This is a genomic window from Candidatus Sungiibacteriota bacterium (assembly GCA_016432465.1).
Lineage (GTDB): Bacteria > Patescibacteriota > Minisyncoccia > Sungbacterales > HO2-52-23.
Map to the genome: position 1 here is coordinate 612,224 of CP066690.1, position 19,690 is coordinate 631,913.

A 19,690-nucleotide genomic window follows, 5' to 3' on the forward strand; every position below is an offset into this window, starting at 1 on the left:
TGTTTTTATCTTTCAGGTCGGGTATTTTGATCCTAGTATTGATTAATCAATTTGTTTACCAAAATCCGTCTCCGTATTGAGGGAAAATAAACCGGCCGACCGTAGAGAGTTGTCTTGGCCTTATGGCCAACTCTTGCTAAAAACTTATCTAAGGACAGCTTTTTAGAATACGGGTTGTAAATAGAGTTTTTTAATCTTTCATCAAGGTCACGCTCATTTCGAATTTCAGGATTTTTACCAGTGGTCTTTCTTACTACCCCGGTTACATAATCTACAATGGATCCGCAGCCGGGCACAATCGCATAAGACTCTTCAAGTCTTGGTAACCCCAATTTTGCAGCCAGCCCCCTTACTTCAAATCTAAGAAGTCCGCCAAGCGGCAAAAAATCGCCAGCAAATAAATCCTTGGGGTAAAACCCAGTCAAAATCTCGGCTAAGTCCAGTGTTCCCACAACCAAACCGTGTTTTTCACGAGCTATTTCCCGTAGGACTATATACATTAGGGAGTCATTCTGGGTGACATCGAAAGATTTTTCTGCGGGCATAAGTTTAATTTTTGCGATTTCTTTTTTCACAACACTCCTATAGTCTTTCGCCAGCCGTCTTAAGTCTATTTCAATTAAGCGGGTGCCTAAAAGGTTAGATACCCTCCGTGCGTTTTCAGTTTCTTTTTTTCGAAGCGTGGAGGCGCTGAAATGAATTCCTACTGTCCTTGATTTGCCAATTGCGTAAGAAGCAACAGCAAGACAAGTGGAGGAGTCAAGACCCCCACTTAATGGCAGATAAAGATATCTCCCGCTTGGCACAAGGCTTCTAGTCCACTTTATGATTTTCCAAAAATTTGACTTGTCTTGCATTGTCGGGGTACCGAGATTCGAACTCGGACTAAATCCACCCCATGGACTCGTGCTGCCGTTACACTATACCCCGCCTTCGTCCGCCGTAGCGGACTTCGGCGGGTAAAACCCGTTAGTCCGCGAAGGCGGATTACACCTTCTTTATCCATCTCATAATCGTCCGTGAAAGTTCCTTTTCTTTTTTCTGAAAGCCGTGCTTCGCGCCTTTAATTATAAATCCAGAAAAAGATTTTGTCCCGCGCGCATTTTTCTCAAAAATTTCAATTAAATTTTTGGCGGGGCGGTCAAGGTGTTCATCGCGAGAGCCGATAATTACGGCTAATGGCACCCGAACGCTTTTTAACTCTTTCCACTTGGCGCGTGGATTAAGATAGGGGAACACATCTTCGGGGCTTCCTTGGGTATGCAAACTAAGGTAGCGGCGGGCAGTTATTATTTCCGGCTTTAGCCCGCGTCTTGTAAAAATCTCCATAGGAAACAGCTGGTCAAGCCGTTTTTTATTGCGGGCTATTTTCTGTACCTCTTTGAGTATTGGCTCAAACGCTTTGCCAAGTTTCTTTTTTTCTGCAGCAATGTCGTTAATTCCTCCCAAAAGAAGCAGTCCCCGTACGCGGCGGTCGCGCGCTTTATACATATAGTATAGAACCTTGTTTGTGCCGGTGGAATGTCCGGCCAGAAAAATATGTTTGTATCCAAATCTCTGTGCCGTGTTGACGATGGCCCGGATGTCGTGGACGCAATCCTCAAATTTTTCAAAGGCTGAACCGCCAAGTCCGGCAGGCGGGAGCGCCTCATAATTTATAATATCGTGCCCGCGGTTATTAAATTTAAAGTATCCGATTCCATTTTTTCTGCAGCGCGATGCGAGCTCGTTGACGAGCGTTTGTCCCGAATAAAATCGTGAAGAAAAACCATGTATCCAGACAAGGGCGATTTTTGATTTCTTTTTTGGCCGGACATAGATGCCGTCCAGCGTAACTCCGTCACGGGTTTTTATTTTGGTGAGAAGAACGGGGATCAAGTTAGTTCAATGTTTTAGGTTCCATGTTTACGTTATTCGTTTTAGGTTAAGGTTAACAAAAACTAATAACTTTAAACTTTAACTTACAACTTTTAACTTAAAACTAAGGAGGGGTATTCTTTTGCCAGCTCCACAATATACCGTACTCCAACACCCGATGCGCCTTTGGCAAGAAACTCCGATTCCGTTGTGGTCATGCGCGGCGCGATATCAAGATGGGCCCAACGCGTTTTCCCCACAAATTGTTCAAGGAATTTTGCTCCGTGAATTGCTCCGCCCCGGCGATCTCCTTTGCCGATATTGGCAACGTCGCCGAAAGTTCCCTGGATTTCCGGTAAGTACTCATCCCATAAAGGCAGAGGCCAGACGTAGTCACCCGATATTTTTCCTACTTCTATCAGTTTTTCCTGCAGAGCTTCTCTATTCGTAAAAAGTGCGGATGCGTAATTCCCCAAGGCAACATGTGCCGAGCCAGTGAGTGTTGCTAAATCAACCATAAGTCCGGGCTGGTAGCGCGTGCCGTAATGTAGGGCATCAGAGAGAATCACGCGGCCTTCGGCATCAGTATTTAAAACCTCAATTGTTTTTCCGGACATAGTTTTAAGTAAATCTCCGGGGTGATAACTTGAGCCGGAGGGCATATTTTCCACTGCCGGAATAAGGCCGATGACATTAATGGGAAGTTTGAGCCGCGCAAGGGCAGCCATTCCGTGTATTACTGCCGCGCCTCCCGACATATCCATATGCATTTCATAAATAGAGGTTTCCGGTTTTAAGTTTAGTCCACCAGTATCAAATGTTACCCCTTTGCCGACAAGCACCAATGGTTTTTGCCGCCCAGCTTTGCTGGGCGAGCCTCGTCCCGCTTTTAGCGAGGCGGGTTCTTTTGACCCGTGCCGATACTCTAAAATAATAAATTTTGGTTTCTCATCCGACCCTCTGGCAACCCCGAGCACCCCTCCCATTCCGAGCCGCCTCATTTCTTTTTCTTCCAAAATTTTGACTCGCAGGCCGGTTCTTTTGGCCGTATGTGTAGCAGCTTCGGCGAGTCGGGCAGGCGTCATATCATCCCCGGGAGTATTGGTAAGTTCCCGGGCCGCATTTGTTTCTTCTCCTATAATAGTTCCCTCTTTTATGCCTTTTTGAATTTCAGGAAAATCTTTTTTGTCCGCAGCAAGATAAATAGTTTTTACTTCCGGCCATCCGCCCATAGGCCGCTCTTTATATTTCACAAATTCAAAATTGGCCATGAGAGCGTTCGCCGTAAATACGGCAGCTCCATCTTTTTTATTCGTCCCTAGGTATGAACCGAAAGGAGTGGTGAATTCCGTTATTCTTTCGCTCCTTGCGTATTGCACATAGCGTCGTGCTACGAGCGGCGTTTTGCGATAATTCCATTTTGCTTGCCCCGCACCGTCGCGAAGCGTCTGGCGCGGGGATTTTCCCCCGAAACCAAAAAGCACAATTCTCTCCGGGCGCCCTTTAGCAAGCCAGAGCGATTTTGTTTCTTTCTCGTCTGCGCGGAATTCTTTTTTGGCAAAACCCGACAAAGGTTTCCGCGTTGACTCCGGCAGGTATGAAAAAAACTCCTCTTTGGCGAGAGGCTCTTTTTGAAATAGGCCCAGAAAAACATTTTTTGTTCGGGCAGCTTCTCTATGGGTTAGGGGCGTGATTTTCATGTTTTGTGGAGTTTTTTCAGGCAGTCCATGCACACTTTAGCCCTTTTTCCAGAAGCTAATTTTGCCCACTGCAAATTAGGGTATTTTCGTACGGTTGTTGTTGGGTTATAATGGCTGCGGAGGAAAGAACGTCTGCCTCCTTTCGCAGACCCTTTGTGACAAATAGCGCACGATCGCATAAATTAAACTTTAACATTTTTAAATGGAAAACGCAATTGGCGCCATTTTTTATATTGCTGTTCTTGTATTTTCCGTAGTAATCCATGAGGTATCGCATGGATATACCGCGCGTAGACTTGGGGACCGCACCGCCGAAGACGCAGGACGTCTTACCTTAAATCCGATTCCACACCTTGATCCCTTTGGGTCAATTTTATTGCCGGCTTTTTTATTGCTTATCGGCAGTCCCATACTAATAGGTTGGGCCAAGCCTGTTCCGTATAATCCTTATAATTTACGAAATCAAAAATGGGGGCCGGCGTTGGTGGGCGCGGCAGGGCCGCTTGCCAATATCTCGCTTGCGGTTATCTTCGGGCTTTTGGTTAGATTTCTGCCAAGTCTTAGCGTCGGCCTCTCCGGCATTTTTATTTTAAACTTCATTACCATTGCAAGCACCATCGCGCTTCTTAACTTGGCGTTGGCCTTTTTTAATCTTGTTCCCATTCCGCCGCTGGACGGCTCCAAAGTACTTTTTGGAATTTTGCCGTATCAATGGAGGGGAGTTCAATACTTTCTGGAGCAGTACGGCACTTTTTTGCTTTTGATTTTTATTTTCTTTTTCGCGCGTCTTTTATTTCCGATTGTGCTCTTTTTCTTCAGGTTAATTACTGGCACATCCCCGTTCTTTTAGAGTGCTTGACAAAATACCAGTTTGTCTGGTACTATAATAGCACGAGGCTCTTTACAATGGGGGATAACAATGAAGCGGTTCCTTACGGTCGCGGCCATTTTTGTTTTACTTTTTGGTTTGACCGCGCTAAGTGAAGCGCAAACAACGACGTGTACTGGAACATCAGTAAACTGTAGCAGTAATGCCGGTGGAGCTGGTGGTCAAGGTGGTAATGCGACAGGTGGGAATGCGACTGCCACAACCGGGAACCAGACTAACCAGCAGACCAATGACCAAACAAACCAACAGACTAACCAGCAGACCAATGACCAAACAAACCAACAGACTAATCAGCAGACAACTACCCAGACCCAGAGTCAGGGTGATCAAAGTCAGTCAAATAAGCAGGAGACTAAGGTGAGTACTCCAGTACAACCAGTTCCAGTTCCGTCCCCGAACATCACAATGCCCAATGCCACTCAGCCGATTAAACCCGAGGGTTGGGTCAATAATTTTGCATTTAAGCCTTCAAAGATGACGTATGAGCAGGCCGAACGTTGTGCTGGGGGAAATGTGGAGAGTTCTTGGGATGGAGGTAAGGTGAAGATGTCGCGTAGTATCATACTATTTTGGCTAGACAATATGAAATTTCCTACTGCTGATTCCATGGATAATTACGTTGGAACAGCCAAGGCTTCGGATTACGAGCGATCTTCAAGTATGGCAGTACTTTGTTCGGCAGCACTAAAAGCAATGAGAAATGGTGCTGAAGTAGGGTTTGTGGACTACGTTCATCGTCCCGAGAATCATACCTCAAGTCGTGGCATTGGCGGAACATTCGGCTTTTCCGGGGTTCCCGGAGGCGGCGGAAACCCGTATGCTATTGCCGGCGGAGGCGGGCCAATGTTTGGAAGTTCTGATACCCATGTTCGTGGAAGACTCATCGTGCATATCCAGGGTTTTTGCGGTGACCCCTGCCAGGATCAGACAACAAAGAAAGACCCAGGTGATTATAAATTCACGTCGGACCTCTACTCGTCAAACTAAAATAGTCAGTAGTGACAGCCCATAATCGAGTTCTCGATTATGGGCCTTTTTAATGCGAGCGGTTGACCGCTAAGCAGTCTTCTGCTAAAATTTCTTTTATGCCGACTATTACGCAGTTAATTAAACACGGGCGCTCGGCCCGCCGCTATAAAGCAAAAGCGCCTGCTCTTTTGCGCGGATTTAATGTTTTGAAAAATCGCCCCGAATTTTATCCTTCGCCGTTCAAGCGCGGAGTCTGCATCAAAGTAACAACCGTAACACCAAAGAAACCAAATTCCGCCCTGCGCAAGGTGGCGCGTGTTAGACTTACGAACGGCATGGAAGTTACGGCCTACATCCCGGGAGAAGGGCATAAACTTCAGGAGCATTCGGTGGTTTTAATCCGTGGGGGAAGAGTCAAAGATTTGCCGGGAGTTCGGTATCATATTGTGCGTGGTATACTTGATACCACGGGAGTGGAGGGCAGAAAACAACAACGTTCCAAATATGGAGCAAAAAGGCCAAAACAATAGTTATGAGAAGGAAAAAGAAATTTCAACGAGAAATAACCTCCGATCAAAAATACAGCAACGTACAGGTTGCTAAATTTATTAACTACGTTATGCGTAAGGGGAAAAAATCTACCGCCCAGAGGGTTGTTTATAAAACTTTTGATTTGATTGAAAAAAAATATAAACAGGATCCGCTTGGTGTATTTACCACGGCAGTGCAAAATGCGGGGCCAACTCTTGAAGTACGTTCGCGCCGCATCGGCGGCGCAACTTATCAGGTGCCGCGCGAAGTGAGGGGAGATAGAAGGCAAGCCTTGGCGTTTCGTTGGATTCTGGGTGCAGCGCGTTCCAAAAAAGGAAAACCCATGCACGAGAAATTAGCCGAAGAGTTGGTGGCCGCCACAAAGAATGAAGGTGTGGCAATAAAGAAAAAACTGGACACCCATCGTATGGCCGAGGCAAACAAAGCATTTGCGCATTTCGCGTGGTAAGAACCCGAGAATGCGAAGCGCCAACCTTCAAAATTATATAAAAGGCGCGGAGTCCCGCACCGAACGAAGTTCTGGTGCGGGAGCAGAGGCCAATAAGGCGTTTGCTCACTTCGCGTGGTAGATTGCTCGCTAAAGCGGTTCCCTCGCCCCGCTCTTTTGTAAACACGCTCGTTTCGCTCCTGCGGCGAAACTCGCTAATAGTCGGCCGAAGTTTTCTCTGCCTATGGCAGAGAACCAAGCAAACTCCGTCCTCCATTGTTTACAAAAGGGCGGGGCTCGACCGCTTTACGCTCGCTTATAGAATTTTATTAACGGCCTCGGCCGCATTCTTACTCGCAGTGGGCATTTTTATTTTGTAAAGTATAATTTTATGCCCCGTGACTATCCAATAGAAAGAACAAGAGATATAGGTATTATAGCTCATATAGATGCTGGGAAAACGACAGTCACCGAGCGCGTTTTGTTTTACACTGGCGTATCGCATAAAATCGGCGAAGTGCATGAGGGAACAACTGTGATGGACTGGATGGAACAGGAGCGGGAACGGGGAATTACTATTACGGCCGCAGCCACCACTTGTTTTTGGACGCCGACCTATCTCACAACCAACAACCAACAACCAACAACCAACGACGAAAAAAATGAATACCGTATAAACATAATTGATACCCCGGGGCACATTGATTTTACGGTGGAGGTTCAGCGCTCATTGCGAGTTTTGGACGGCGCCGTAGTGGTTTTTGACGGCGTGGCCGGAGTGGAGCCGCAATCAGAAACCGTCTGGCGGCAAGCCGATAAATTTCACGTGCCGCGCATTTGTTTTATCAACAAACTTGACCGCATGGGCGCATCTTTTGAAAAATCTCTTGCTTCAATTTATGAACGGCTTACACCCAATGCCGTTGCCGTAACAATTCCGATTGGACACGAGCAAGAGCATGAGGGAGTGATTGATTTGATGCGTATGAGAGCAGTGCGTTTTTTGGGAGAGCACGGCGAGCAAATAGAGCTTTCCGATATTCCGGAAAATTTAAAATCTTCAGCCGAGGAATGGCGCCACAAAATGGTTGAGAAAATTTCCGAGTCGGACGAGGCGCTTACGGAAAAATATCTTGAGGGTAAGGAAATTTCCATAGAGGAATTGCGTCGGGCTCTACGTAAAGCAACTCTTGCATATAAACTCGTTCCGGTTTTCTGCGGCTCGGCCCTAAAAAATAAAGGAGTACAGCTTGTTCTGGACGGTGTTATTGATTATCTGCCTTCACCCCTTGATCTTCCTCCGGTAAAAGGCATCAATCCCAAAAGCGGCGCGGAAGAGTCACGTGAGGCCAAAGACGATGCCCCTTTTGCCGCGCTTGCTTTTAAACTTCAGTCCGATCCGTATGTGGGACAGCTTACTTATTTTCGTGTTTATTCGGGAACGTTGAATGCCGGCTCTTATGTTTTAAATTCTGTGAAAGGAGAGCAAGAACGTGTGGGCAGAATTTTGCGGATGCATGCCAACTCCCGCGAAGAGCTAAAAGAAATTAACGCCGGAAATATCGGCGCCATTGTTGGTTTGAAAAATACCCATACCGGAGATACCCTCTGCGACCCCGAGCACCCTATTGTGCTGGAAAAAATTATTTTTCCGGAGCCGGTGGTGTCCCTTAAAATTGAACCTAAAACCAAAGCCGATCAGGAAAAAATGGGGATTGCTCTGCATCGTCTTGGTGAGGAAGACCCCACCTTCCGGATTAAGGGTGATCTGGAAACAGGAGAGACCATTATCTCCGGAATGGGCGAGCTGCATTTGGAAATTATCGTGGACAGAATGAAGCGTGAGTTTTCGGTTGCGGCCAATGTGGGCCGGCCGCAGGTTGCCTACAAGGAAACAATTAAAAAACTGGCCACTGCCGAAGGGAAATATATTCGTCAGTCAGGAGGCCGCGGACAGTACGGACATGTATGGCTTCGGGTGGAGCCGCGGGAGCGCGGCAAGGGCTTTGAGTTTGTTGATGAAATTAAGGGTGGTATAATTCCCAAAGAGTTTATACCGGCAGTTGAGAAAGGAATTAAGGAAGCAATGGAAAAGGGAGTGCTGGCAGGATATCCGATGGTGGATATGGAGGTTGCTCTTTATGACGGTTCGTACCACGAAGTTGACTCTTCGGAAGCTGCTTTTAAAATCGCGGGGTCAATTGCTCTGCAGGAGGCATCTCGCAGAGCAGGGCTTGTGATGCTTGAGCCTATTATGAGAATAGAGGCCGTTCTGCCCGAACAATTTTTGGGAGAGGTGACGGGAGACTTAAATTCTAAGCGCGGCCGGATTGAGGAAATGTCAGAGCGGGGGCTTGGAATTAAAGTAATTGATGCCAAAGTTCCTTTATCCGAGATGTTTGGATATGTTACGACCCTGCGGTCGTTGACACAGGGAAGGGCCTCCTTCACAATGGAGTTTGATCATTATGAAGAAGTGCCGAACAATATAGCCCAATTGATTATTGAAGGAAAAAAGTAATTTCACAATGTCCCGACGATCGCTTTGCGATGTCGGGATCCCGACTTCCTTATTGATGAATATAAAACGGAGCGTCGGGAGAATCTGACCACTATGAGGAGGTGCCGCAGAATATAGCGCAGTTAATTATTGAAGGAAAAAAATAGGCGCCGTAGGGCGCCAGTTAGGACTTTTTTCTCCGACTTAAGGGGGAAGACATGTGGAGTGTGAACTTTACAACAATACGGGGTCTACCCCTAAGTGTTTCCCCCCGTTGTTTAAAGCGTATAGAAGCCGAAATATACGGGTCCGCTTTTCTGATACGCTCGTTTAGCATGTCTAGTAGCACGTCTGTCGTAAGGTGGGGGGAGATTGAGTCGTTGATCAGTTCACGGATTTGTTTCAAGCTCAGAGTAGCATATGCGTTAATTTTCATGTAGTCACCCCTCATTTTGCACCACAACCATTAGTAGCAAAACCGGTAAATTTAGTCAAGTACGTTTATGAATTTGGATAAAATCAAAAATTTATCAAGGCCTTGATAGCAGGTACTCTATAGAGTAAAATAAGAAGTATAATGCCCACTTTGATAGAAAAAAAATAAATTTATGGAGGGACAAGAAAAGATCCCAAAACTAACCAAAGAGGAACTCGCCCGAGATCCTAGGGAGGCTTTTAGAAACTTAGATGCGCATGAGATCTCCCTTGATTTGTCCAGATTGACCTTAATTGATAAAGGCGTGGAGGAAATCCACCGTTGGTATACAGCTGAGCTGGTAGAGCAAAAACTAGAAGATCCCGAGGGGTGGTTTAGAAGTCCGAAACACTTCGGTTTATACCACGAGCTTGTAGAAAGGTTAGTTAGGGATACTAAGATTCTTCAAAATGCAACAGGACGGGCTGTCTTGGAGGAGATGGTTGATAAAATACAAAAGCATGTGGGTGCATATATAGACCCTGTTTCTGCTGTTAACTTCCGGATATTTTTTAAGGAAGCAATAGAGTTTCTGGGACATAAATAGGGTTTTTGATATGGATTTCTCTAAACTTAAAAACTTAGTAAAGCACAATGGGGATAAATTTGTATTTGTTGAAAATGGGGAGCCGGAGATGGTGATGATGTCGTTTAAGGAATACGAGAAACTTGCGACCAACGGCAAATATGAAGGGCTGTACCCAACAGATCACGGGTTTCGCCCCCACAACGCTGAATTTGCCGACCTTGGGTTTGGGCATTTTAAGGAGACAGAGGTTGTGTTGCCCGGCGGAGGAGAAGGGGCGGGGCTGCCCGTTAGATTAGAAGATATTCGTCTTGAAGATTTGCCTATTTAGCATCTTGACTAACCAATTACGTTAAGTTAGGATTAATTTTGTTATCAAAAACATTAAAGTAAGCGAATTTTTCAAGTTGCATGTCCTCGGGAAATGTAATTTGCGATATATACGCTAAATTTTAGACAAATATGGCAGAAAAATTTGAGCGAACCAAGCCGCATATAAACGTCGGAACCATTGGGCACGTTGACCATGGAAAGACGACCCTAACAGCGGCCATAACCAAAATCCTTAGTTTAAAAGGGCTTCCTTCACGCGTAGAGTCAGTGGATCAGATTGACAATGCGCCCGAAGAAAAAGCGCGCGGAATTACTATTGCGCTTCATCACTCCGAGTACGAGACCGAGAAGAGGCACTACGCCCACATTGACGCTCCGGGACACGCCGACTACATCAAAAATATGATTACTGGCGCAGCCCAGATGGATGGCGCGATTTTGGTTGTTTCCGCATCTGATGGCCCTATGCCGCAGACTCGGGAGCATATACTTCTGGCGCGGCAAGTCGGGGTACCGGCAGTTGTGGTGTTTTTGAATAAAGTGGATATGGTGGACGATCCGGAGCTAATTGACTTAGTGGAAGCAGAAGTGCGGGAGCTCCTTAAAAAGTATGAATTTCCCGGAGACGAAATTCCCGTGATCCGGGGATCAGCCCTCAAGGCGCTTGACGCCAAATCTGTGGATGACGAATGGGCCAAGAAAATTTTGGAGCTTGTAGGAGCCCTTGATACTTATATTCCCGAACCCGTGCGCGATGTGGACAAGCCTTTCCTGATGCCTATTGAGGACGTTTTTTCCATTGAGGGCCGAGGTACGGTTGTAACCGGAAGGATTGAAAGAGGTAAAGTAAAACTAAACGATGAGGTTGGGGTTATTGGCCTTCGCGATACCCAAAAAACTATTGTTACGGGAATTGAGATGTTTAACAAGTCCCTTGATGAAGGAATGGCCGGGGACAATGCGGGTATCCTTCTACGCGGTCTTAAAAAAGAGGACGTGGAGCGTGGACAGGTAATTGCCAAGCCCGGGTCAGTAACGCCCCATACAGAATTTGAATCAGAGGTTTATATTCTGACCAAAGAAGAGGGTGGACGCCACACGCCGTTTTTCACCGGCTACAAGCCGCAGTTTTATATCCGCACCACTGATGTGACCGGCGATGTGACGCTTCCGCAGGGAACGGAAATGGTTATGCCCGGAGACACCATAAAGTTTACGGTAAAACTTATTGTTCCGGTTGCGCTTGAGGAAAAACAGAGGTTTGCAATCAGAGAGGGGGGTAAAACGGTCGGGGCAGGAGTGGTTACGAAAATTATGAAATAGCTTATAGCTTATAGCTTATAGCTTATAGAGGCGACTAAAAGCTAAAAGCTAAAGTCTAAAAGCTAGTATGGTTCTTTGGCAGCAAAAAAAGAAGCAGAAATTAAGCCCAAACTGCGCATTAAAGTTCGAGCCTACGACTCGAAGATTATTGATAATTCGGTCAAACAGATTGTGGATACGGCAGTACGAAACGGAGCGGAAGTGGTGGGGCCGGTGCCTTTGCCAACAGAAATGCATAAATATACTGTCAACCGCTCCAGTTTTGTCCACAAAAACGCCCGGGAACAATTTGAGATGCGGGTGCATAAGCGCCTGATTGATATTTTAAATCCAACCCCAAAAACTATTGATGCGCTGACAAATCTAAATCTGCCGGCGGGAGTAGATATAGAGATTAAAATGATGTGATTTAATTTCGGTGGAGCACTGAATTCTATTTCGTTTATAACGCGAGATAGAATTGAGTGATTCAATCACTCATCGGTTGTCATTATGGTAATCAATATTTTTACATTTTAGGAAATAAAAACCCGCCGTGTTTTGCTACGCCGGGAAACCGGCTTTTTTGTTACCATGAAATTCGTATTAGGAGAAAAATTAGGAATGAGTCAGATTTTTGATAAAGAAGGCAATGTCATTCCGGTGACGCTTGTTAAGGCAACACCAAATGTAGTTTTGCAAATAAAAACCAAGGAAAAAGACGGGTATGAAGCAATTCAGATTGGGGCAGGAGAGCGGAAAGCCAAAAATATAAAAAAGCCGCAGAGGGGGCATTTTTCCGCCGGAGGCGGGTCCGCCTTTGGCGGAAAAAATTTGGGGAATTTTCGCTACGTGCGTGAGTTTAAGACAGCAGACAAACCGGAACGAGGTCAAAAAATTGATGTATCAGTTTTTCAAGAGGGCGACAAGGTAAAAGTAAGCGGAATTTCCAAAGGAAAAGGGTTTCAGGGCGTGGTAAAACGTCACGGATTTCACGGGGCGCCCGCAACGCACGGCACCAAGCACGCCCATCGCCAGCCGGGGTCCATTGGCGCCACTTGGCCGCAAAGAGTGATAAAAGGAATGCGAATGGCAGGAAGAATGGGTGGCGATAGGGTGAGCGTGAGAAATTTAAAAATAGCGAAGGTGGATTTAGAGAATAATATATTAGCGATAAAAGGAGCAGTACCGGGGAGACGAGGGACGTTACTTGAGATTAGAGGATAGTGCGGGTTTTCTCGGAGATTTCTTTTGTAAACACGATTCGGTCGCTCCAGTGCCTAGGCCCTTCGGGCCGGCATCCCGGCAGCAAAGCTGCCTAGGGACGGCGACCTCACTAAGGGTCGGACGAAGTTTTCCGCCTTCGGCAGAAACCAAGCAACTCCGTCCTCCCATTGTTTCCAAAAGAAATCTCCGAGGCCCGCGTGGAGATAATAATCTCCACCCATTAGAGAAGAGGGGTGGAATATGAAAAGAGCGACCGCGAGGGTCGCAACTACTGGCGGTTGCGAAACAAAATATGAAGTAGTCCTAAGACAATGCAAAATGGTCCTGTGAGGAATAAAAACCGTACTATCAGGATCGTGTGCCATTGGGGCCCTGTAATATCTTCAATGGTGACAGGTGAGAAGAATAGTCTCACAAACCAGGAACTAATTGACCAAACCAGAAGCAAGAACACCACACTTAGTACAAGGTTGAGATGTTTACCATGTCGCGAGCGCCAAAAAAATAGACCGCTTGCGCCTATCACGCCATAAACTGTACTTTCAAGCAAAATAGTCATAAAAAGTGGATCCATCGCAACCTCCGGTTTAGGTGCTAAATCTATTGTATAGGATAATTGCATGATTGTCAATCTCTACAACCAATCAGCCAAAAAAGTAGGAACGGTAGATTTACCCGAGGCAGTGTTTGGTTTGAAGTGGAATGCTGACTTGGTGCATCAGGTGGTGACTTCACAGGCCGCGAATCTGCGAAGTCCTGTTGCGCACGCCAAAGGCAGGAGCGAGGTTCGCGGCGGAGGAAGAAAGCCGTGGCGGCAGAAAGGTACGGGTAGAGCGCGGCACGGGTCTATCCGATCCCCGCTTTGGAAAGGAGGCGGAGTGACCCACGGTCCGCTGACCGAGAAAAATTACAAAAAGAAAATCAACAAGAAAATGGCGCGGCGCGCCCTGTATACAGTACTTTCTGCCAAAGCGCGCGATAACGAAATTATAGTTCTTGACGACTTGAAGTTTAAAGAAGCCAAAACCAAATACGCCGCCCAAATGTTTGCAAAATTTGTAAAAGAAAAAGAGTTTAGCCGCATCACCAAGGGCCGCGGCGTGCTAATTGCGCTTCCGGAAAAAAATGAAATCCTGCGCCGTGCCATGCGCAATCTTCCTTATATAGAAATTGACGAGGCGCGAAATTTAAATGCGCATGAGGTTTTGCAGTATAAGTTTTTACTGCTGCCTCAAAAGACGCTTGAAGTGTTTACATAGTCCATGTCCATATTAAACAAAATTTTAAAAAAGAAAGAGTCAGAGAAGAAAGTTGTTGAAAAGGTTGAGAAAAAAGAAACCGTGATCACAGAAAAGAAACAAGTTTCTGAAAAGAGGCCGCTTCCTCAGGGAAAAATTGTTCTGGGAGTTCTTGTCGCCCCGCACATAACAGAAAAAAGTACGGCGTTATCAAAATATAACAAGTATATTTTTAAAGTGACGCTAAGGGCCAACAAAATTCTTACTAAACAGGCGGTGGAAGCAAAATATGGTGTTAGGGTTGAGAGCGTCCGAGTTTTAAACACGTCTGGCAAAGAACGAAGACGCGGCCGCATTATTGGACACAAGCCCGGATTTAAAAAGGCGGTAGTAACCTTGGCGGAGGGGTACAACATTGAACTTACATGAAAAAGTTTAAACCAACATCACCAGCGCGGCGCCAGATGGAGATCGTTGACCTGAAAAGTATTGTTGCTAAAACCAAACCCGAGAGGCAGTTAACCTGGGGTCGGAAACGTCATGTCGGCCGCAACGCTTTTGGCCGTATAACCACTCGCCACAAAGGCGGTGGAGTAAAAAGGTTATGGCGTGAGATTGATTTTCGCTACAATAAAAAGGATATTCCTGCAAAAGTAATGTCCTTAGAGTACGATCCCAACCGCACCAGTTTTATTGCCCTTCTTCAATACCGGGATGGAGAGAAAAGATATGTTCTTGCGCCGCAGCAATTAAGGGTTGGGGTTGAGGTCGTTACATCAGAAAATGCGCCCCTAGAGGTGGGTAATCGCCTGCCTTTGAAGAAGATTCCTGTAGGAACAATGGTGTATAATGTAGAGCTTAGTCCGGGCCGGGGCGCGCAATTAGTGCGTTCCGCCGGCGTTGGAGCAATAGTGCTCGCACAAGAAGGAAGATTTACTAATATCCAGTTGCCTTCCAAAGAGGTTCGTATGGTGCTTTCGGAAAATTGGGCATCCATTGGCGCGCTTTCCAACCCAGAACATGGTTTTATGACCATTGGTAAAGCGGGTCGGGCGCGGAGGCTTGGCATCAGACCAACGGTACGAGGTACGGCCATGAATCCGGTAGATCACCCGCATGGCGGCGGCGAAGGGCGCACACTTCTGGGACGAAGACGGGGCCCTTCCACGCCTTGGGGCAAACCGGCGCGCGGCGTGAAAACAAGGAAGAGAAATAAAAGGTCGGATAAATATATTTTATCCCGACGCCCCATTTAATTAGCTTAGTTAAGGAAGTCAGGACCCCGATCGCCGACTTTCGGCGCATCGGGACAGCTAAGAAATAAATAAACATGGCGCGCAGTCTTAAAAAAGGTCCCTACGTTCATCCCTCAATATTAAAACACATGTCCCGTATAAGAACGGGGTCAAAGACCGTGATTAAAACTTGGTCTCGGGATTCTACCATTACGCCGGAGATGATTGGTTATACTTTCGGCGTGCATAACGGAAGGAATTTTATAGAGATCAAGGTTATGGAAGATATGGTGGGACATAAACTGGGTGAATTTGCGCCAACGCGTAAATTTGTACGACATGGCGGCAGGATGCAGCGCGAGCTTGAGCAGAAAACAGAAGGGGCGGCCAAAGAAAAAGAGTCTGCGCCCAAACCAGCCGCTAAATAATTTTTACTTATGGAAGTGCGAGCAGAACTTAATTATCTTCATATCGCGCCCCGAAAAGTTCGGCTTCTGGCCCGCTTAATTAAAGGCATGGATACAGGACGGGCAGAGTTGGAACTGCGTAATCTGTCCAAGCGAGCCGCGGGGCCGCTGTTAAAGCTTTTAAAATCAGCCATAGCCAACGCTGCTAATAATTTTCATCTGGAAGAGAAGGGACTTTATATAAAAGATGTCATTGTAAATCCGGGGCCAGTAGCAAAACGCCAAATGCCCCGTGCTTTGGGCAGGGCCGCGCCAATACGCAAACGCACCAGTCATGTATTACTGGTGTTGGACACCAGAGTAGCCGTTGCCCCGATAAAGAGACGCATAAAAAAAGAAGGACCCGAGGTGCGCGAAGCAACCCGCGAAGATTTAAAAGAGGGGGCATCTCCAAAATCCAAGGAGTTTAAACGTGAAGAGAAAAAAACGTATACTAAAACCACTGATTTTGTAAGAAGAGTTTTTAGGAGAAAAGCAATATGACCCACAGAGTTCATCCATACATTTTTAGACTAGGGCAAATAACCGTTTGGAAATCACGGTGGTTTAACCAAAAAAAATTTCAGGAGTATCTAAGAGAAGACACGCTTCTTAGGGCGTGGCTGGAGCGTCACCTGCGTCAAAGCCATATTGAGTCTATAGAAGTTGAGCGTTCGCCCAATACCCTGCATATTATTGTTAAAACCTCGCGTCCCGGAATCTTAATAGGACGTGGGGGGGAGGGGGCGGAGAGGTTGAAAGATGAAATAAAGAAACGTATTATAAAAATTTGGAAACAGCGTGGCAAGCTGCCGGACAAACGCGAAATTAAACTCACTATAGAAGAGGTACGTTTTCCGGAAACCCACGCTGCGATCGCGGCCCAAATGATTGTTGAAGACATTGAGAGGCGAATATCGTTTCGCCGCGCCCTGAAGCAAGCCATTGAAAAAATCTCTGCATCCAAAGACGTGAAGGGCGTAAAGATAGCGTTAAAAGGCCGTCTTGACGGGGCGGAGATGGCACGTTACGAGTGGTTAAAAAGGGGCCGAATCCCCCTGCAGACACTGCGCGCCAATGTTGATTATGCGGAAAAGCGGGCCGAAACTACTTATGGGACTATTGGGGTGAAGGTTTGGATTTATAAAGGAGATGTTTTTGAGAAAAAGGAAAGTAAAAAAACATGAGAACCATAACCAAGAAAACTTGGCCGGAGTATTTTAAAAAAGTACGGGCGCGAAAAAAGAACGTTGAACTTAGGCTTGCCGACTTCAAAATTTCTAAAGGCGATATATTACTGCTTCAGGAGTGGGACCCAAAGAAGAAGATTTTTACCGGAAGGAGTGTAAAAAGAAGAGTGGCGGCCGTACATAAGGTCAATATGGCCAAGTTCCATTCGCAAAAAAAGCTAACAAAATACGGTCTATACGCTATTGAGATGAAATAAATCCCCCCACCTTCCCAGCGGGGTATTGGACCCCGCTGGGAAGGATTTCTACGGCGCCCATTCATCCCCGCAGCAAGCTGCGGAGTATTCTGGGAAGGTGGGGGGATAAAAGACATAATTTATGTTACAGCCCAAAAAAGTAAAACACCGCAAGTGGCAAAAAGGACGTCGGGGCGGCAAGGAAACGCGCGGCACTGAACTTGCCTTTGGCTCCTATGGGTTAAAGGCGCTGGAGGCACGCTGGATTACGGCGCGTCAAGTTGAAGCCGCTCGTCGGGCGATGACGCATTACGTTCAGCGCGGTGGTAAAATATGGATCCGTATTTTTCCTGATAAACCAGTAACCAAAAAACCGCCTGAAGTGACGCTAGGCGGCGGTAAGGGGTCAGTAGATCACTATGTGGTTCCGGTAAAACCGGGCAGAATACTTTTTGAAATGGATGGTGTCAGCGAAGAAGTGGCGGAAGAAGCCATGAGGCTGGCTGGCCATAAACTACCCATTAAGACCAAGTTTGTTAAAAGGTCATGAGTCCCGTTAGAGAGGAGGGTCGTCTCTGACGGGGGTTACAATATGTATAGGAACCATAGAACCAAGTTAGTTATCAAGATTAACCATAAATCCCGTTAGAGATATGGAACTAAATGCGGTTTGTAGGATATCAATGTATGCGGAACGCGTCTTACTGCATGTTTCCATACGTAATAAATCTCTAACGGGATAAATCTCTAACGGGATGAAAGTTAATGAATTAATAAAAAAATCCCAAGAGGAGCTAGAGGTACTGCTTGAGGAAAAGAGGCAAAAACAGGAAGAAATGGGGCGGTTGCTTCATCAGAAAAAGATAAAAAATGTAAAGGAGCTCTGGGCTATTAAAAAAGACATTGCCCGCATATTAACTATTTTAAAATCCTATGAGGCATCTTAAGGGTATTGTAGTTTCAAATAAAATGCAAAAAACGGTCATAGTAAGAGTTGACCGTCTTAAAAAGCACCCCCGTTATCATAAGTACTACCGTATCTCTAAGCGTTTCAAAGCGCATGACGAGGCTGGTGAATACAAGACGGGCGACGTTGTGATTATTGAAGAAACAAGGCCTTATTCTAGAGGTAAACGTTGGACAGTCAAAGGTCTGCTTAAACGCGAAGCGGCGGCGGAGTCTGAGTTGCCGGAGGAACAATCATGATTCAAACACGTTCCATGTTAAAAGTAGCCGATAACTCCGGGGCAAAACTTCTCCAAGTTATTAAAGTTTTAGGTGGGACAAGGCGCCGCTATGCGCGTCTTGGAGATTTGGTGGTAGCTTCGGTAAAGGTTGCCGAGCCGCGCAAGGCCGTAAAGAAAAAGGATGTGGTGCGGGCTGTTATTGTCCGGGAACGGGCCCCCTATCGTAGAAAAGACGGCTCTTACGTTCGTTTTGACGATAATGCTGCCGTGGTTGTGGATGGTTTTGATCCCAAGGGTGGTCGTATTTTTGGGCCGGTGGCGAGGGAGTTAAGAGATCGGGGATATACAAAAATTATTTCATTAGCATCCGAGGTTGTATGATGAAAATAAAAAAAGGCGACCAAGTGCAAATTATTTCCGGAAACGATAAAGGGAAAAAAGGAAAGGTTATTGCGGTTTTGCCCCAAGAAAGAAAGATAGTGGTAGAGGGGGTAAATATCAAGAAAAAACATGTAAGGCCGCGCTCTCAGGGCAAAAAGGGGGAGTTAGTCAAGGTGCCTCTCCCGTTTTCCGTATCGCGGGCAATGCTGATCTGCGGAAAGTGCGCAAAACCCACACGCGCTGGGTTAAAAATAAACGCGTCCCGTCAAAAAGCAAGAGTCTGTAAAAAATGCGGAGGCGAGTTTTGAAATGCCAACACTACAAGAAAAATACAAAAAGGAAGTAGTCCCCGCGATGCGGACCAAGTTTGGCTACAAAAACATAATGGCCGTACCCAAAATCACGAAGGTGGTGGTAAATGTAGGGGTGGGAAAATTGCACGATTCCAAAGAGCGTGAAGAGGTACAGAGATATTTAGCGTTAATCACTGGTCAGAAATCAAGTTCCCGTCCGGCTAAAAAAGCTATTGCCGCTTTTAAAACAAGAAAAGGGCTGGTTATCGGTTATCGGGTTACGCTTCGCGATAAACGGATGTATGATTTTTTGTCGCGTCTGGTCAACGTTGCTCTTCCCCGTACCCGTGACTTTCAAGGAATTGACCCAGGGTCGTTTGATCCGGCGGGCAATTTGACTATTGGTGTAAAAGAGCATATGGTATTCCCAGAGATAATCGGTGAGGACTACCGATTTTTGTTTGGGCTGGAAGTAACTGTGGTGACTACGGCAAAGAAAAAGGAGGAGGGCATAGAGTTATTGAAGTTGATAGGATTCCCCATAAGAAGTTAAAAGTATGGCATCCCCCGCCAATTTTGCGGGGTATGACACAAGCGAAACGCTTCGCCCAAAGAGGGACGGCCTATCCGGCCACGCATTTCGCGAAAGTTACACACGAGCATCAAAATTGGACAGTATACCTGATTCAACGGCAAAATTGGAGGGGGATGCTCATGATTGTAACTA

At 46.3% G+C, this 19,690-nt stretch carries 28 protein-coding genes and 1 tRNA gene; 23 read left to right on the forward strand and 6 right to left on the reverse strand.

Annotation, left to right across the window (positions count from 1 at the left end; translation table 11 throughout):
- Positions 1 to 32: 32 nt before the first annotated feature.
- From HYW89_03325 to HYW89_03345, 5 genes are all read right to left on the reverse strand, one after another.
- A complete protein-coding gene (locus HYW89_03325) occupies positions 33 to 857 on the reverse strand; it encodes a 7-cyano-7-deazaguanine synthase (GenBank protein QQG45009.1) in 825 nt (274 codons plus the stop codon).
- A 2-nt stretch (positions 858 to 859) separates the two neighbouring features.
- Positions 860 to 930 (reverse strand) — tRNA-Pro (locus HYW89_03330).
- A 57-nt stretch (positions 931 to 987) separates the two neighbouring features.
- A complete protein-coding gene (locus HYW89_03335) occupies positions 988 to 1,878 on the reverse strand; it encodes a DUF1749 domain-containing protein (protein ID QQG45010.1) in 891 nt (296 codons plus the stop codon).
- Between the two features lie 92 nt (positions 1,879 to 1,970).
- Entirely contained in the window at positions 1,971 to 3,590 is a 1,620-nt protein-coding gene (locus tag HYW89_03340) for a leucyl aminopeptidase (protein QQG45011.1), read from the reverse strand.
- Positions 3,554 to 3,736 carry a hypothetical protein gene (locus HYW89_03345; protein ID QQG45012.1) on the reverse strand — a complete coding sequence of 61 codons (183 nt, stop codon included), beginning with the start codon at positions 3,734 to 3,736 and terminating at the stop codon, positions 3,554 to 3,556. The genes HYW89_03340 and HYW89_03345 overlap by 37 nt, the downstream gene beginning before the upstream one ends.
- A 23-nt stretch (positions 3,737 to 3,759) precedes the next feature.
- Here HYW89_03345 and HYW89_03350 point away from each other — a divergent pair, with 23 nt between their 5' ends.
- The 10 genes from HYW89_03350 (at position 3,760) to rplC (ending at position 12,757) form a co-directional block, all read left to right on the forward strand.
- Positions 3,760 to 4,407 carry a site-2 protease family protein gene (locus tag HYW89_03350; protein ID QQG45013.1) on the forward strand — a complete coding sequence of 216 codons (648 nt, stop codon included), beginning with the start codon at positions 3,760 to 3,762 and terminating at the stop codon, positions 4,405 to 4,407.
- A 69-nt stretch (positions 4,408 to 4,476) separates the two neighbouring features.
- Positions 4,477 to 5,433, forward strand: a complete 957-nt coding sequence (locus HYW89_03355) for a hypothetical protein (protein ID QQG45014.1) — start codon at positions 4,477 to 4,479, stop codon at positions 5,431 to 5,433.
- A gap of 98 nt (positions 5,434 to 5,531) precedes the next feature.
- Complete coding sequence (rpsL, locus tag HYW89_03360) at positions 5,532 to 5,945, forward strand: 30S ribosomal protein S12 (GenBank protein QQG45015.1); 414 nt, start codon at positions 5,532 to 5,534, stop codon at positions 5,943 to 5,945.
- Positions 5,946 to 5,947: 2 nt separating this feature from the next.
- Complete coding sequence (gene rpsG, locus HYW89_03365; GenBank protein QQG45016.1) at positions 5,948 to 6,415, forward strand: 30S ribosomal protein S7; 468 nt, start codon at positions 5,948 to 5,950, stop codon at positions 6,413 to 6,415.
- Positions 6,416 to 6,785: 370 nt separating this feature from the next.
- Positions 6,786 to 8,915, forward strand: coding sequence for an elongation factor G (gene fusA, locus HYW89_03370; protein QQG45017.1), 2,130 nt, complete (start codon positions 6,786 to 6,788; stop codon positions 8,913 to 8,915).
- A gap of 587 nt (positions 8,916 to 9,502) precedes the next feature.
- Complete coding sequence (locus HYW89_03375; GenBank protein ID QQG45018.1) at positions 9,503 to 9,916, forward strand: hypothetical protein; 414 nt, start codon at positions 9,503 to 9,505, stop codon at positions 9,914 to 9,916.
- A gap of 10 nt (positions 9,917 to 9,926) precedes the next feature.
- A complete protein-coding gene (locus tag HYW89_03380; GenBank protein QQG45019.1) occupies positions 9,927 to 10,226 on the forward strand; it encodes a hypothetical protein in 300 nt (99 codons plus the stop codon).
- Between the two features lie 131 nt (positions 10,227 to 10,357).
- A complete protein-coding gene (gene tuf, locus HYW89_03385) occupies positions 10,358 to 11,551 on the forward strand; it encodes an elongation factor Tu (GenBank protein ID QQG45020.1) in 1,194 nt (397 codons plus the stop codon).
- A 99-nt stretch (positions 11,552 to 11,650) separates the two neighbouring features.
- On the forward strand, positions 11,651 to 11,959 hold the full coding sequence (gene rpsJ, locus HYW89_03390; protein QQG45767.1) for a 30S ribosomal protein S10: 309 nt from the start codon (positions 11,651 to 11,653) through the stop codon (positions 11,957 to 11,959).
- Positions 11,960 to 12,124: 165 nt separating this feature from the next.
- The gene (gene rplC / locus HYW89_03395; GenBank protein QQG45021.1) at positions 12,125 to 12,757 is read left to right on the forward strand and encodes a 50S ribosomal protein L3; all 633 of its coding nucleotides are present in this window, start codon (positions 12,125 to 12,127) and stop codon (positions 12,755 to 12,757) included.
- Between the two features lie 268 nt (positions 12,758 to 13,025).
- Here rplC and HYW89_03400 read toward each other — a convergent pair whose 3' ends face one another.
- Positions 13,026 to 13,331, reverse strand: a complete 306-nt coding sequence (locus HYW89_03400) for a hypothetical protein (protein ID QQG45022.1) — start codon at positions 13,329 to 13,331, stop codon at positions 13,026 to 13,028.
- Positions 13,332 to 13,377: 46 nt separating this feature from the next.
- On the opposite strand from HYW89_03400, the gene rplD reads away from it, so the two are divergent.
- The 13 genes from rplD (at position 13,378) to rplE (ending at position 19,516) form a co-directional block, all read left to right on the forward strand.
- A complete protein-coding gene (gene rplD, locus HYW89_03405) occupies positions 13,378 to 14,016 on the forward strand; it encodes a 50S ribosomal protein L4 (protein ID QQG45023.1) in 639 nt (212 codons plus the stop codon).
- A 3-nt stretch (positions 14,017 to 14,019) separates the two neighbouring features.
- The gene (gene rplW / locus HYW89_03410) at positions 14,020 to 14,424 is read left to right on the forward strand and encodes a 50S ribosomal protein L23 (protein ID QQG45024.1); all 405 of its coding nucleotides are present in this window, start codon (positions 14,020 to 14,022) and stop codon (positions 14,422 to 14,424) included.
- Positions 14,421 to 15,251, forward strand: coding sequence for a 50S ribosomal protein L2 (gene rplB / locus HYW89_03415; protein ID QQG45025.1), 831 nt, complete (start codon positions 14,421 to 14,423; stop codon positions 15,249 to 15,251). The genes rplW and rplB overlap by 4 nt, the downstream gene beginning before the upstream one ends.
- Before the next feature lie 74 nt (positions 15,252 to 15,325).
- Entirely contained in the window at positions 15,326 to 15,658 is a 333-nt protein-coding gene (gene rpsS, locus HYW89_03420; GenBank protein ID QQG45026.1) for a 30S ribosomal protein S19, read from the forward strand.
- 9 nt (positions 15,659 to 15,667) lie between these two features.
- Positions 15,668 to 16,180: a 50S ribosomal protein L22 gene (rplV, locus tag HYW89_03425; protein QQG45027.1), complete on the forward strand. Its 513-nt coding sequence runs from the start codon at positions 15,668 to 15,670 to the stop codon at positions 16,178 to 16,180.
- The gene (rpsC, locus tag HYW89_03430; protein QQG45028.1) at positions 16,177 to 16,863 is read left to right on the forward strand and encodes a 30S ribosomal protein S3; all 687 of its coding nucleotides are present in this window, start codon (positions 16,177 to 16,179) and stop codon (positions 16,861 to 16,863) included. The genes rplV and rpsC overlap by 4 nt, the downstream gene beginning before the upstream one ends.
- On the forward strand, positions 16,860 to 17,123 hold the full coding sequence (locus HYW89_03435) for a DUF3850 domain-containing protein (GenBank protein ID QQG45029.1): 264 nt from the start codon (positions 16,860 to 16,862) through the stop codon (positions 17,121 to 17,123). Before rpsC ends, HYW89_03435 begins: the two co-directional genes overlap by 4 nt.
- A gap of 121 nt (positions 17,124 to 17,244) precedes the next feature.
- Positions 17,245 to 17,652, forward strand: a complete 408-nt coding sequence (gene rplP / locus HYW89_03440) for a 50S ribosomal protein L16 (protein ID QQG45030.1) — start codon at positions 17,245 to 17,247, stop codon at positions 17,650 to 17,652.
- Positions 17,653 to 17,857: 205 nt separating this feature from the next.
- Positions 17,858 to 18,049: a 50S ribosomal protein L29 gene (rpmC, locus tag HYW89_03445; GenBank protein ID QQG45031.1), complete on the forward strand. Its 192-nt coding sequence runs from the start codon at positions 17,858 to 17,860 to the stop codon at positions 18,047 to 18,049.
- A complete protein-coding gene (rpsQ, locus tag HYW89_03450) occupies positions 18,036 to 18,308 on the forward strand; it encodes a 30S ribosomal protein S17 (GenBank protein ID QQG45032.1) in 273 nt (90 codons plus the stop codon). The genes rpmC and rpsQ overlap by 14 nt, the downstream gene beginning before the upstream one ends.
- Positions 18,305 to 18,670 (forward strand): 50S ribosomal protein L14, encoded by a 366-nt coding sequence (gene rplN, locus HYW89_03455; protein ID QQG45033.1) that lies wholly within the window; start codon positions 18,305 to 18,307, stop codon positions 18,668 to 18,670. The genes rpsQ and rplN overlap by 4 nt, the downstream gene beginning before the upstream one ends.
- Complete coding sequence (locus HYW89_03460; GenBank protein QQG45768.1) at positions 18,670 to 18,978, forward strand: 50S ribosomal protein L24; 309 nt, start codon at positions 18,670 to 18,672, stop codon at positions 18,976 to 18,978. The genes rplN and HYW89_03460 overlap by 1 nt, the downstream gene beginning before the upstream one ends.
- 1 nt (position 18,979) lies before the next feature.
- Positions 18,980 to 19,516 (forward strand): 50S ribosomal protein L5, encoded by a 537-nt coding sequence (gene rplE, locus HYW89_03465; protein ID QQG45034.1) that lies wholly within the window; start codon positions 18,980 to 18,982, stop codon positions 19,514 to 19,516.
- Positions 19,517 to 19,690: the final 174 nt, after the last annotated feature.

Bases quoted from the DNA above. Each gene is read 5' to 3' on its own strand.
- rplE (QQG45034.1), top strand. From the start codon at position 18,980: ATGCCAACACTACAAGAAAAATACAAAAAGGAAGTAGTCCCCGCGATG.
- HYW89_03350 (QQG45013.1), top strand. From the start codon at position 3,760: ATGGAAAACGCAATTGGCGCCATTTTTTATATTGCTGTTCTTGTATTT.
- fusA (QQG45017.1), top strand. From the start codon at position 6,786: ATGCCCCGTGACTATCCAATAGAAAGAACAAGAGATATAGGTATTATA.
- rpmC (QQG45031.1), top strand. From the start codon at position 17,858: ATGAAAGTTAATGAATTAATAAAAAAATCCCAAGAGGAGCTAGAGGTA.
- HYW89_03325 (QQG45009.1), bottom strand. From the start codon at position 857: ATGCAAGACAAGTCAAATTTTTGGAAAATCATAAAGTGGACTAGAAGC.
- rplN (QQG45033.1), top strand. From the start codon at position 18,305: ATGATTCAAACACGTTCCATGTTAAAAGTAGCCGATAACTCCGGGGCA.
- rpsS (QQG45026.1), top strand. From the start codon at position 15,326: ATGGCGCGCAGTCTTAAAAAAGGTCCCTACGTTCATCCCTCAATATTA.
- rpsC (QQG45028.1), top strand. From the start codon at position 16,177: ATGACCCACAGAGTTCATCCATACATTTTTAGACTAGGGCAAATAACC.
- HYW89_03460 (QQG45768.1), top strand. From the start codon at position 18,670: ATGAAAATAAAAAAAGGCGACCAAGTGCAAATTATTTCCGGAAACGAT.
- rplP (QQG45030.1), top strand. From the start codon at position 17,245: ATGTTACAGCCCAAAAAAGTAAAACACCGCAAGTGGCAAAAAGGACGT.
- tuf (QQG45020.1), top strand. From the start codon at position 10,358: ATGGCAGAAAAATTTGAGCGAACCAAGCCGCATATAAACGTCGGAACC.
- HYW89_03355 (QQG45014.1), top strand. From the start codon at position 4,477: ATGAAGCGGTTCCTTACGGTCGCGGCCATTTTTGTTTTACTTTTTGGT.
- HYW89_03400 (QQG45022.1), bottom strand. From the start codon at position 13,331: ATGGATCCACTTTTTATGACTATTTTGCTTGAAAGTACAGTTTATGGC.
- rplB (QQG45025.1), top strand. From the start codon at position 14,421: ATGAAAAAGTTTAAACCAACATCACCAGCGCGGCGCCAGATGGAGATC.
- rpsL (QQG45015.1), top strand. From the start codon at position 5,532: ATGCCGACTATTACGCAGTTAATTAAACACGGGCGCTCGGCCCGCCGC.
- HYW89_03435 (QQG45029.1), top strand. From the start codon at position 16,860: ATGAGAACCATAACCAAGAAAACTTGGCCGGAGTATTTTAAAAAAGTA.
- HYW89_03345 (QQG45012.1), bottom strand. From the start codon at position 3,736: ATGCGATCGTGCGCTATTTGTCACAAAGGGTCTGCGAAAGGAGGCAGA.
- HYW89_03380 (QQG45019.1), top strand. From the start codon at position 9,927: ATGGATTTCTCTAAACTTAAAAACTTAGTAAAGCACAATGGGGATAAA.
- rplC (QQG45021.1), top strand. From the start codon at position 12,125: ATGAAATTCGTATTAGGAGAAAAATTAGGAATGAGTCAGATTTTTGAT.
- rpsQ (QQG45032.1), top strand. From the start codon at position 18,036: ATGAGGCATCTTAAGGGTATTGTAGTTTCAAATAAAATGCAAAAAACG.
- rplV (QQG45027.1), top strand. From the start codon at position 15,668: ATGGAAGTGCGAGCAGAACTTAATTATCTTCATATCGCGCCCCGAAAA.
- HYW89_03375 (QQG45018.1), top strand. From the start codon at position 9,503: ATGGAGGGACAAGAAAAGATCCCAAAACTAACCAAAGAGGAACTCGCC.
- rplW (QQG45024.1), top strand. From the start codon at position 14,020: ATGTCCATATTAAACAAAATTTTAAAAAAGAAAGAGTCAGAGAAGAAA.
- rpsG (QQG45016.1), top strand. From the start codon at position 5,948: ATGAGAAGGAAAAAGAAATTTCAACGAGAAATAACCTCCGATCAAAAA.
- rplD (QQG45023.1), top strand. From the start codon at position 13,378: ATGATTGTCAATCTCTACAACCAATCAGCCAAAAAAGTAGGAACGGTA.